We start from the raw sequence: 12,937 nt of genomic DNA, 5'->3' as shown, positions 1-12,937 counted from the left end.
AATTGGATGATACAAGGGGCAATAGAAATAAAAAGATTCGTTCTATCAAGCGTTCATTTGATAAAGACAAAACTGAATTAGAAAATGATAAAAATAAAAAAATTAAAGATGATGTTAAATCAAAAGATAGACTCCAAAAAGAAAAGAATCTTTCAAATGATAGAAGGTCAAATAAATCTTTAAATTCTTCGAAAAATAAAGGTGAAAATTTAAAGAAAGAAGTAAAAACAAGGTTAAGAGAAAAACGCAATAAATTTCAAAATGATAAATATAGTCACTTAACGGTAGCTGAAAAACGAGAACAACAAAAGATAGATAAAAGAAAGCGACAAAAACGTATTCAATATATTATTGTTACTACTTTAATACTTTTAATTATATTATTTCTACTATATATGTTTACACCATTAAGTAGAATTTCTCATGTTAATATTAGTGGTAATCATAATGTAAGTGATAGTCAAGTTGAAAAAGAATTAAATATCAAAAAAGGATCACGCATTTATACTTTTAGTAAAAGCAAAGCTATCAATAATTTAAAGAAAAATTCATTAATCAAAGATGTTCAGATTAATAAACAGTTGCCTAATACTTTAAATGTTAAAATTATTGAAAATAATTTAGTAGGTATTGTAAAAGATAAAAATAAATATGTGCCAATAATTGAAGGAAATAAAAAATTAGACAATTATAATGGTGATATTGCGAATAGTGCACCTGTGTTAGAAGATTTTAAAGGTGACAATTTAAATAGTATCACGAAAGCATTATCTAAAATGTCTAATGAAACGAGAGATATGATTTCAGAAATAAAATATGCACCTTTACAGAATCAACAAAATCGAGTCCTTTTATATATGAAAGATGGCATGCAAGTAGTAGGAGACATCAATACTCTAGCTAACAAAATCGAGTATTATCCTCAAATGTCTCAATCTCTTGCAAAAGATAGTTCAGGTCAATTAAAAACACAAGGATATATTGATTTATCTGTAGGAGCATCATTTATTCCATATAATGAAAATAGCAGTATTAATTCTAAGTCCGATCAAAATGTTCGTCAAAAAACACAGCAAGAAACAGAAGCAAAAAATGAATTACAAAGTGCATTAAATAAAATAAGCGAACAATCGGATACAAATAATTAAAAAATTTCGATAATAATATGTGTTTATAGTTCACAAGCTAAACGACGTATTGTAAACTAAATATAGTGTATTTTAATAGTATTTTGTCAGGAGGTGCCTATCTATGGAGGAACATTACTATGTAAGCATAGATATTGGTTCATCAAGTGTTAAAACAATAGTAGGCGAAAAATTTCACAATGGTATTAATGTGATAGGTACAGGGCAAACCTACACTAGCGGTATTAAGAATGGATTGATTGATGATTTTGATATTGCGAAACAAGCAATTAAAGATACAATTAAAAAAGCTTCTATCGCATCAGGTGTGGATATAAAAGAAGTTTTCTTAAAATTACCTATCATTGGTACTGAAGTGTACGATGAAGAAAACGAAATTGATTTTTACGAAGATACAGAAATTAGTGGATCACATATTGAAACAGTATTGGAAGGTATACGTCAAAAAAATGATGTACCTGATACAGAAGTTATTGATGTGTTTCCGATTAGATTCATTGTAGATGGAGATAACGAGGTTTCGGATCCTAAAGAACTCATTGCAAGACACTCGTTAAAAGTAGAAGCAGGTGTTATTGCAATTCACAAGTCAATTCTAATTAATATGATTAAATGTGTAGAATCTTGTGGAGTAGATGTATTGGACGTCTATTCAGATGCTTATAACTATGGCTCTATTTTATCTGCAACTGAAAAAGAATTAGGTGCATGTGTAATTGATATTGGTGAAGATCTCACTCAAATCGCCTTTTATGAACGCGGTGAACTTGTAGATGCCGATTCAATTGAATTAGCTGGACGTGATATTACAGATGATATCGCAGAAGAATTAAACACTACATATGAAACAGCTGAAAAAATTAAACATCAATATGGACATGCTTATACACAATCAGCGTCTGATCAAGACGTTTTCAGTGTTGATCAGGTAGATAGTGACGAATTAGTAGAGTATACTCAAAAAGATTTAAGTGCAGTTATTGAAAGAACAGTGCAAGATATCTTTGATGAAGTATTTGATGTGTTGGTAGATTTAGGATTAACTAAAGTAAATGGTGGATTCATTGTTACAGGTGGTTCTTCAAACTTATTGGGCGTTAAAGAATTACTAAGTACAATGGTTAATGAAAAAATAAGAATCCATACACCTTCTCAAATGGGAATTAGAAAACCTGAATTTACTTCAGCGATTTCTACAATATCTAGTAGTATCACATTTGATGAATTATTAGATTATGTTACAATAAATTATCAAGATAATGATGAATTTGAAGAAGAAGTCATTGAAAATGACGAACACAATCATACTTCAAAATCAGGTGGCTTTGACTGGTTTAAACGTAAATCTAATAAAAACGAAGACACTGACGAAAATCATCAGCCGGAAGTACGTGAAAAAGCGGAGAAACATGATGATTATGAAACGTATGACGAAAACAACCATCAAGATGGAACACATCATTATGATGATGAACATGAAAAATCTGATAAAGAAGAAAGCAAATTTAAAAAGCTTATGAAATCTCTATTTGAATAATTGGCCATTAAGACTAGGAGGAAAAATAAATGTTAGAATTTGAACAAGGATTTAATCATTTGGCGACATTAAAAGTCATCGGTGTAGGTGGCGGCGGTAACAACGCTGTTAACCGCATGATTGATCATGGAATGAACAATGTTGAATTTATTGCTATTAACACTGATGGGCAAGCTTTAAACTTATCTAAAGCAGAATCTAAAATACAAATCGGTGAAAAATTAACACGTGGTTTAGGTGCAGGTGCAAATCCAGAAATTGGAAAAAAAGCTGCTGAAGAATCACGTGAACAAATTGAAGATGCTATTCAAGGCGCTGATATGGTATTCGTTACTGCTGGTATGGGCGGCGGTACTGGTACAGGTGCTGCACCAGTAGTTGCTAAAATTGCTAAAGAAATGGGAGCATTAACAGTGGGTGTTGTAACTCGTCCATTTGGCTTTGAAGGACGTAAACGTTCTACACAAGCAGCAGCAGGTGTTGAAGCTATGAAAGCGGCAGTTGATACATTAATCGTTATCCCTAACGATCGTTTATTAGATATTGTTGATAAATCAACTCCTATGATGGAAGCATTTAAAGAAGCAGATAATGTTTTACGTCAAGGTGTTCAAGGTATCTCTGATTTAATCGCTGTATCAGGTGAAGTGAACTTAGACTTTGCTGACGTTAAGACAATTATGTCTAACCAAGGTTCTGCATTAATGGGTATTGGTGTATCTTCAGGCGAAAATAGAGCAGTGGAAGCTGCTAAAAAAGCTATTTCATCTCCATTACTTGAAACATCAATTGTTGGTGCTCAAGGTGTGTTAATGAACATTACAGGTGGCGAATCTTTATCTTTATTCGAAGCTCAAGAAGCAGCTGATATTGTACAAGATGCAGCAGATGAAGATGTAAATATGATTTTCGGTACTGTAATTAATCCAGAATTACAAGATGAAATTGTTGTAACAGTAATCGCAACTGGATTTGAAGACAAACCAACATCTCAAGGACGTAAAGCGTCAAGTACTGGTTTTGGTTCAAGTGCAACTTCTAGTCCATCAACTCAAAGTGCACCAAAAGAAGACTCATTCACACATAGTACATCTAATTCACGTCCTTCTGATGGTCTAAGCGAAAGAAGTCATACTACTAAAGATGATGATATTCCTAGCTTTATTCGTAATAGAGAAGAAAGACGTTCTAGAAGAACTAGACGCTAATATTAAAGCATAAATATAAAATAAGGAGCAGTGATTTCTGAGGAGAATGCTGCTCTTTTTATTTTGTTTAATTTAAAAAGAAATATGTTATATAATACATTTATATACATCTTTTAATCGAAATGCAGATAAAATATAAAACAATAGTCTAGATATGATTATTCTTAAAAGTGAGGGTGGTTTTCACAACGTGGAAAAATTTATAAAACAGCCACATTATTTGAGTTATACATCACAATATGATCAGTTAACACTTGGTTTTACTACACGTGAAGATGGAAAAAGTCCATATCCAAGAGATGCATTTAATATGGCACGTTATATTGATGATGAACCTAGTCATGTGACGCATCATCAAGAGATATTAGCTAATGCTATCAACTTTCCTACACAACAATGGGTTTTTCCTATTCAAACACACGAAAATAATATCGCTCACATTACTAAAGCACATTGTGGCGCTAATATTAAGGCATTAGGTAATGAATTATATGGAATTGATGGTATGTACACTTATGATTCAGATATATTATTAACGATGTGTTATGCTGATTGTGTACCTGTATATTTTTATAGTGAAAAACATCATTTTATCGCTCTAGCTCATGCGGGGTGGAGAGGAACATATGGTCAAATAGTAGTAGAAATGCTTAAATATGTAGAATTTGACTATCAAGATTTAAATGTAGTCATAGGTCCAGCGACTTCTTCAACCTATGAAATAAATGATGATATTAAAAATAAATTTGAAACATTGCCTATTAATTCTGACAAATATATTGAAACACGAGATACTGATCGACATGGTATTGATTTAAAATTAGCTAACGCTTTATTATTAAAAAATAGTGGCGTACCAGCTGAAAATATTAATATTACAAAATACACTACATCAGAAGACTTATCGCTTTTTTTCTCTTATCGTGTTGAAAAAGGTAAAACTGGCAGGATGCTAGCATTTATAGGTCAAAAAGGAGAAGTGTAGTGTAATGCAGTTATATCACTATAATCCTTTATGTCATTACAAAGTTAAGAGGTTGATATATAATGAAAGTGACAGAAAATTTAGAAAAAATACAAGCGGAAATTAATCATCATCTTGAAAAAAGTGTGATTAAGACCGCTCCAAACGTGATTGCAGTAACAAAATATGTTACAATAGACCGAGCAAAAGAAGCGTATGATGCTGGTTTAAGACACTTTGGAGAAAATAGAGTAGAAGGTTTTCTAGAAAAAAAACAAGCCTTACCTAAAGATGTTACAATGCATTTTATCGGTTCACTGCAGTCTAGAAAAGTAAAAGATGTGATTAATGACATCGATTATTTACATGCACTAGATCGTTTGAGTTTAGCAAAAGAAATTAATAAAAGAGCAACTCACACTATTTCATGCTTTATCCAAGTGAATGTTTCTGGTGAAGAAACTAAACATGGTATTGCGCTTAGTGAAGTTAATGATTTTATTGAACAAATTAAAGCATTCGACAATATTAAAATTGTTGGATTAATGACAATGGCGCCTTATACCGATGATAAGGACTACATACATCAGTTATTTAAACAATTGAGATTAAAACGAGATGAAATTAAAAACCTTAAATTGAATTATGCACCATGTGAATATTTATCTATGGGAATGAGTAATGATTATACTATTGCTGTAGAAGAAGGTGCTACATTTATAAGAATAGGGACTAAACTTGTTGGAGAAGAGGAGTGAGCCCCGTGGCTATCAAGGATTTATTTAATAATTTTTTCCTAATGGAAGATGAAGAAGAAGTCGAAAGCCCTGCTGAAAGACAACAGCGTGTAACACAAAATGAAGAAAATCAAAATCGTAATATGCAACAGCAACCTATTGAAAGAACACAGAATAATCAAAATCACTTAAAAACTGTACCTCAAAAGAAAGTATCAAAAAATTACAATACTGAAGAAAGGAATTATCGTATGGGAAATACATCAAATAAGTCTAATTCAAAAAATGTTGTTACTATGAATCAATCAGCTGGTACAGGTTATAGTAATTACGAAAATTCAAAAATGTGCTTATTTGAACCTCGTGTATTTTCAGATACTCAAGACATTGCAGATGAACTTAAAAATCGTCGTGCGACATTAGTTAACTTACAACGTATTGATAAAGTATCAGCGAAACGTATTATTGACTTCTTAAGCGGAACAGTTTATGCCATTGGCGGAGATATACAACGTGTAGGTGCTGATATCTTCCTTTGTACACCTGATAATGTTGAGGTGGCAGGTAGTATTACCGATCACCTTGAACAGATGAATACACAACAACATTACGAATAATTTAAGGAGTAGAATATAATATATGGATGTTGGTATATTAGCTAGTATATTTAACTTTATAATATTACTAGTTCAAATTTATTATTGGGGAATGATTATTTATTTCTTTACTTCATGGGTTCCAACAATTAGAGAATCTAAATTTGGATCATTTTTAAGTAAGATATATGAACCTTTCTTAGAGCCATTTAGAAAGATTATTCCACCCATTGGTATGATTGATATTTCATCAATTGTAGCATTATTTGTACTTGTATTATTTCAATATGGATTGCAAAGTATTTTTGATATGATATTAAATTATTTAATACTAAAATAATTTTATAATAAGTTAGTAGAGCCTGTGATATGCATAATGTCTCAGGCTCTTTAACACTTAAAAGAGGAGGCGTTAATCATCGATATTTATCAGCACTTTAGAAATGAAGAACAACCACTTATTAATCAATTATTAGATAAATGTGAACAAGTTAATCAACAATATGCACCTGTATTGACTTCATTTTTAGATCCTAGAGAACAATATATATTAGAAGTCATCGTCGGTAGTTTTGAAGATATGAAAGTGAGCTATTTCGGTGGTCAATCGGCAGAAAGAAAGAGAGCAATTATTGCGCCTAGTTATTTTGAACCTACTGAAGGTGATTTTGAAGAAGTATTAATCCAAATTAATTATCCTGAGAAATTTGTGTCTATTCAACATCAACATGTACTTGGAACTTTAATGTCTTTAGGTATAGAAAGAGAACAAGTAGGAGATATACTTGTTGGTGATACGATTCAGTTTGTTTTGACAAAGCAATTGGAATCATATATTATGATGGAATTAACAAAGATTAAAGGTGCTACAGTCAAACTTGATTCTATTCCATTTAAAGATATGATACAATCAAAAGAGAATTGGAATATTCATCATAGTACAGTCAGTGCTTTAAGATTAGATGTCGTTTTAAAAGAAATGATTCGAAAATCTAGATCAATTGCTAAACAATTAATTGAAAAAAAACGGGTAAAAGTGAATCATACTTTAATCGATTCTCCCGATTTTCAACTTCAAAACAATGATTTGCTCTCTATTCAAGGATTTGGACGTGCTCGAATTATTGATATAGGTGGCAAAACTAAAAAAGAAAAAGTTCATATAACGTATCAAACACTATTTAAGTAAATGATATTGATTGATAAATAATAAAAACACCTTTATGATGGTTTGTTTTAAGGAGGATAACAGATGGCTTTTACACCTAATGAAATAAGAAATAAGGAATTTACAAGAGTGAAAAATGGTTTGGAGCCTGCTGAAGTTAGCGACTTTTTAACTCAATTAAGTAATGAGATTGAAAGACTTAAAGAAGAAAAAAAACAACTTGAAAAAGTGCTTGAAGAGAGAGATACTAATATTAAATCTTATCAAGATGTTCATCAATCAGTAAGTGATGCGCTTATTCAAGCTCAACAAGCTGGAGAACAAACAAAAATTGCTGCCACAAAAGAATCAGAAGCAATTATCTCTAAAGCAAAAGCGCAAGCTGATGTGATTGTAAATGATGCTATTGAAAAAGCACGTCATTTATCTTTCCAAACTGAAGATATGAAACGTCAATCTAAAATATTTAGATCAAGATTTCGTATGCTTGTAGAAGCACAGCTGGATTTATTGAAAAATGATGATTGGGATTACTTATTAAATTATGATTTTGATGCAGAACAAGTGACACAAGAAAACATACAGCATTTAAATCCACAAGATGTAAATCCAAATGCGAATAGTGAAACTCCAACGAGTGAAACAACTGAGACAGTATCAAATGAGGAAAATCAGTCAATCAATTCTAATGAAACAACTAATACAAATAAGTCTACTTCTGAAAATAAGGATGTTTCAAGTAGCGAATCATCATCAAATAAATAGTTAATAAAATGTCAGACACGTAAAAAATAATAAACTTTTCACAGCGAGTTAGGACACGGTGCAAGCCTAATATAAGTCTATTTTTTATATCACTGGCAAATTAAAATTTTATAATATTAAGAAGAGAACTCTAAGTTGAGTTAAGAAGGGTGGTACCGCGGGTTTCCCGTCCCTATTAATTGAACTTAGAGTTCTTTTTATATTTAAGGAGTGGAAAATATGAATTACAAAGAAACTTTATTAATGCCTAAAACTGACTTTCCAATGCGAGGAGGTTTACCTAATAAAGAGCCAAAAATTCAAGAGCAATGGGAAGCAAATAATCATTATCAAAAAGCTTTAGAGAAAAATGAAGGAAATCAATCATTTATTTTGCATGATGGCCCACCTTATGCAAATGGTAATCTTCACATGGGACATGCATTAAATAAAATTATTAAAGATATTATTGTACGTTATAAAACGATGCAAGGATTTTACTCACCTTACGTTCCAGGATGGGACACACATGGTTTACCAATTGAACAAGCATTGACTAAAAAAGGCGTTGATCGCAAAAAAATGTCAATTGCTGAGTTTAGAGAAAAATGTAAAGAATTTGCTTTAGAACAAGTTGAACTTCAAAAACAAGATTTTAAGCGTTTAGGTGTACGTGGGGACTTTAATAATCCATATATTACTCTTAAACCTGAATATGAAGCAGCTCAAATTCGTTTGTTTGGCGAAATGGCTGATAAAGGTTTAATTTATAAAGGTAAAAAACCGGTATATTGGTCACCATCAAGTGAATCTTCACTTGCTGAAGCTGAAATTGAATATCATGATAAACGTTCAGCATCTATTTATGTAGCCTTTGATGTTAAAGATTCAAAAGGTACTATCGATGAGGATGCTCAATTTATTATCTGGACAACTACACCTTGGACATTACCTTCTAACGTAGCAATTACAGTTCATCCAGACTTGAAATATGGTCAATATAATGTAAATGGTAAGAAATATGTGATTGCTGAAGCTTTAGCTGAAAGCGTTTCTGAAGCATTAGGTTGGGATAAAGATACTATTCAATTGGAAAAAGAATTTACAGGGAAAGAGTTAGAGTATGTTGAAACACAACATCCTTTCATAGATCGAGTATCCTTAGTCATTAATGGTGGTCATGTAACAACTGATGCTGGTACTGGTTGTGTACACACTGCCCCTGGTCACGGGGAAGATGACTATGTTGTAGGTCAAAAATACGATTTACCTGTTATCAGTCCTTTGGATGATAAAGGTGTCTTCACCGAGGAAGGCGGACAATTTGAAGGTATGTTCTATGATAAAGCAAATAAAGCTGTAACAGACCTTTTAACTGATAAAGGTGCCTTATTAAAGTTAGACTTTATTACGCATAGTTATCCGCATGATTGGCGTACTAAAAAACCAGTTATTTTCCGTGCAACACCTCAATGGTTTGCTTCAATTAATAAAGTGAGACAAGATATCTTAGATGCGATTGAAGAAACTGATTTTAAAGTAGATTGGGGTAAAACACGTATTTATAATATGATTCGTGATCGTGGTGAATGGGTGATTTCTCGTCAACGTGTATGGGGTGTACCATTGCCTGTATTTTACGCTGAAAATGGCGATATTATTATGACAAAAGAAACAGTCAATCATGTAGCTGATTTATTTGAAGAATATGGCTCAAATGTTTGGTTTGAAAGAGAAGCTAAAGATTTATTACCTGAAGGATTCACACATCCTGGAAGCCCTAATGGAGAATTTACTAAAGAAACAGATATTATGGATGTTTGGTTTGACTCTGGTTCATCTCATAGAGGCGTGTTAGAAACTCGTCCAGAATTGCATTTCCCAGCCGATTTATATTTTGAAGGTAGTGACCAATATCGTGGTTGGTTTAACTCTTCAATTACTACAGCAGTTGCGACTAGAGAACAAGCGCCTTATAAATTCTTATTGTCACATGGTTTCGTAATGGATGGCGAAGGTAAAAAAATGAGTAAATCTTTAGGTAACGTTATCGTACCTAATCAAGTAGTAAAACAAAAAGGTGCAGATATTGCACGATTATGGGTAAGTAGTACAGACTACTTAGCAGATGTACGTATTTCAGATGAAATTTTAAAACAAACGTCTGATGTTTATAGAAAAATCAGAAATACTTTAAGATTTATGTTAGGTAATATTAACGACTTTAATCCTGAAACAGACAGTGTACCTGAACATGAATTATTAGAAGTAGATCGCTACTTATTGAATCGCTTACGTGAATTCACTGCTAGTACTATTAATCACTATGATAACTTTGATTACTTAAATATTTATCAAGAAGTTCAAAACTTTATCAATGTTGAATTAAGTAACTTCTATTTAGATTATGGTAAAGATATTCTGTATATTGAACAAAAAGACGCACATAAACGTCGTAGCATGCAAACAGTGTTGTATCAAATTTTAGTAGATATGACCAAATTACTCGCTCCTATTTTAGTACACACTGCCGAAGAAGTATGGTCTCATACACCACATGTTAAAGAAGAAAGTGTTCATTTAGCAGATATGCCAAAAGTTGTGGACGTTGATCAAGAGTTATTAGATAAATGGAATCAATTTATGTCATTACGTGATGATGTAAACCGTGCATTAGAAGCAGCACGTAATGAAAAAGTTATCGGTAAATCTCTTGAAGCTAAAGTAGTGATTGGAAACAATGATCACTTTAAAGCTGCAGAATTTTTACAACAATTTAATGACTTACAACAATTATTTATCGTCTCTCAAGTTGAAGTGACTGAAAAAGTAGACAATGGAAATGAATATCAACATGGTGACATTCGTATTGACCATGCTTCAGGTGAAAAATGTGAAAGATGTTGGAATTATAGTGAAGCATTAGGATCTGTTGGTGAACTTGATCATTTATGTCCACGTTGTCAAGAAGTCGTAAAAACTTTAGTTTAATTCAATAAAGATAGAACGCTTGTAACCTAATTAAGGATTACGAGCGTTTTTTTTAAAGTATATAAATATTAAATAATAATAGTTTGAAAATATAGCTGAATAGAGTTTCAAGTTTAGATGAAGAGGAACTAGGTTATAACACATAATAAGTGATGGAATATTTCTCGTATGTTTATGATAGATATAGGAAGAGGGATAAAATTATGGGCAAGATTTTACTAACTGGGGCTTCTGGATATATCGGTAGTCATTTAAAAGATAAAATAAAAGATAATCATGAGATTATCGCAATATCAAGAAATGCTCAAAATAAAAAAAATGAAAGAAATGTAACTTGGAAATCAGCGGATTTATTTGATTTAGATGCTATAACTGAGGTAATGGAAGGTATAGATACTGCGATATATCTTGTTCATTCAATGATGCCAAGTGCTAAACTTACACAAGCGAATTTCGAAGATATGGATGCACTACTAGCTGATAATTTTGGACGTGCAGCAAAAAAGCAAGGTGTTAAACATATTATATTTATGAGTGGTATTATCCCAAATGATACTCAGTTATCACCTCACTTAAAAAGTCGGTTAGAATGTGAAAAAATATTAGGATATTATGACATCCCTGTAAGCACATTACGTGCTGGTCTAATTATAGGTTCAAAAGGTAGCTCATATCCTATTTTAAAAAGAATGATAGAGCGTTTGCCAGCAATGATTCTACCGAACTGGGCTCACAATATGATTGCGCCAGTATCTATTGATGATGTTATTGATAAATTAGCTATGTTAGTTGAACGTTCTCCACAAGAAAATGAAGCATTTGATATTACAGGACCTAAGGTAATGAATTATCAAGAATTATTTGAACGTACAGCGGCTATTCTTGATAAACGTTTACCTACGTTGAATTTACCAATTATTCCTATTTGGTTAAGTCGATTTTGGGTTAGACTGATTTCGCAAGTACCTAAAGAAATGGTATACCCACTTATGGATAGTTTAGTGCATGATATGATTCCACAGCCTGAGCGTATAAAACCTGAAATATCATTAGGGAAAATGAATTATGAAGAAAGTGTAAGAAAAGCACTGAAAGAAGAACAAGATGAACAACAAACAATAACTACAAAACAGTCTAAACCTAAATCAAAGCAAGATAAGAAAAATGAAGTGAAAGATGTTAGAGCAATAACGCGTTTTAAAATTCCTGAAAGTTATTCAATGCGTGATGTAACAAGAGAATATGCAGAATTTATAAATGATATTACGCTTCATTTAATAGATGGTACCATTAATGAGCATGAATTTAATATTCAATTACCATTAATAAAGAAATTCATTTTAAAAATGACACGACATAATCATGATTCTACGAGTGAAATGATTGTATATAAAATTGTTGGTGGAGATTTAGCAATGGCTAAAGACGGCGGTAATGCGCGATTTGAATTTAGGCGTATATTAGATACTAATGAAGGTATTGTAGCATTACATGAATATGAACCAACATTACCATGGGGAGTTTATAAGTTTACTCAAGCCAATGCACATAAGTTTGTGATGGATGTGTTTAAACACCATATGAATCATTTAGCTAATGAAGAAGAAGATAAACAAGATCCTGTTAATAAAATTTTTACTAATCTTGCTATGACTACTGGTGCAATGATTGGCGCATTTGTTGGTGCAAGAATATACAATAAATTTTTAGCTAAAAAATAGTATACTTTATGTATTTAAAAGTTTTCGATGGAAGAGCCATGAAGTTCTTTCTATCGAAAGCTTTTTTTAGCCTAAATAGTTGAATATTACGCATTAAGACTGATAAAATTTTAATTATTTTAT

General features: G+C 31.8%; 11 protein-coding genes. All 11 read left to right on the top strand.

Annotated elements, in window-relative coordinates; translation table 11 throughout:
* The first annotated feature begins 2 nt into the window (after positions 1-2).
* The 11 genes from NST64_RS07785 (at position 3) to NST64_RS07735 (ending at position 12,814) form a co-directional block, all read left to right on the top strand.
* Positions 3-1,148 (top strand): cell division protein FtsQ/DivIB, encoded by a 1,146-nt coding sequence (locus NST64_RS07785; RefSeq protein WP_002455461.1) that lies wholly within the window; start codon positions 3-5, stop codon positions 1,146-1,148.
* A gap of 103 nt (positions 1,149-1,251) precedes the next feature.
* Positions 1,252-2,685 (top strand): cell division protein FtsA, encoded by a 1,434-nt coding sequence (ftsA, locus tag NST64_RS07780; protein ID WP_017174543.1) that lies wholly within the window; start codon positions 1,252-1,254, stop codon positions 2,683-2,685.
* Positions 2,686-2,714: 29 nt separating this feature from the next.
* A complete protein-coding gene (gene ftsZ / locus NST64_RS07775; protein WP_002448818.1) occupies positions 2,715-3,893 on the top strand; it encodes a cell division protein FtsZ in 1,179 nt (392 codons plus the stop codon).
* Positions 3,894-4,083: 190 nt separating this feature from the next.
* Complete coding sequence (pgeF, locus tag NST64_RS07770; RefSeq protein WP_002448754.1) at positions 4,084-4,878, top strand: peptidoglycan editing factor PgeF; 795 nt, start codon at positions 4,084-4,086, stop codon at positions 4,876-4,878.
* Positions 4,879-4,940: 62 nt separating this feature from the next.
* Complete coding sequence (locus NST64_RS07765) at positions 4,941-5,615, top strand: YggS family pyridoxal phosphate-dependent enzyme (RefSeq protein ID WP_002455459.1); 675 nt, start codon at positions 4,941-4,943, stop codon at positions 5,613-5,615.
* A gap of 5 nt (positions 5,616-5,620) precedes the next feature.
* Positions 5,621-6,211, top strand: a complete 591-nt coding sequence (gene sepF, locus NST64_RS07760) for a cell division protein SepF (protein ID WP_002455458.1) — start codon at positions 5,621-5,623, stop codon at positions 6,209-6,211.
* Between the two features lie 22 nt (positions 6,212-6,233).
* A complete protein-coding gene (locus NST64_RS07755) occupies positions 6,234-6,530 on the top strand; it encodes a YggT family protein (RefSeq protein WP_002448805.1) in 297 nt (98 codons plus the stop codon).
* A gap of 75 nt (positions 6,531-6,605) precedes the next feature.
* Positions 6,606-7,379: a YlmH family RNA-binding protein gene (locus NST64_RS07750; protein WP_049418215.1), complete on the top strand. Its 774-nt coding sequence runs from the start codon at positions 6,606-6,608 to the stop codon at positions 7,377-7,379.
* A gap of 63 nt (positions 7,380-7,442) precedes the next feature.
* Positions 7,443-8,123: a DivIVA domain-containing protein gene (locus tag NST64_RS07745; protein ID WP_002448772.1), complete on the top strand. Its 681-nt coding sequence runs from the start codon at positions 7,443-7,445 to the stop codon at positions 8,121-8,123.
* A gap of 219 nt (positions 8,124-8,342) precedes the next feature.
* Positions 8,343-11,093, top strand: a complete 2,751-nt coding sequence (ileS, locus tag NST64_RS07740; RefSeq protein WP_002448848.1) for an isoleucine--tRNA ligase — start codon at positions 8,343-8,345, stop codon at positions 11,091-11,093.
* 203 nt (positions 11,094-11,296) lie between these two features.
* The gene (locus tag NST64_RS07735) at positions 11,297-12,814 is read left to right on the top strand and encodes an NAD(P)H-binding protein (protein WP_107632332.1); all 1,518 of its coding nucleotides are present in this window, start codon (positions 11,297-11,299) and stop codon (positions 12,812-12,814) included.
* Positions 12,815-12,937 lie beyond the last annotated feature (123 nt).

Source organism: Staphylococcus sp. FSL W8-1268, from assembly GCF_038003965.1.
GTDB lineage: Bacteria > Bacillota > Bacilli > Staphylococcales > Staphylococcaceae > Staphylococcus > Staphylococcus hominis.
This window is presented reverse-complemented; position numbering and strand designations above follow the sequence as displayed.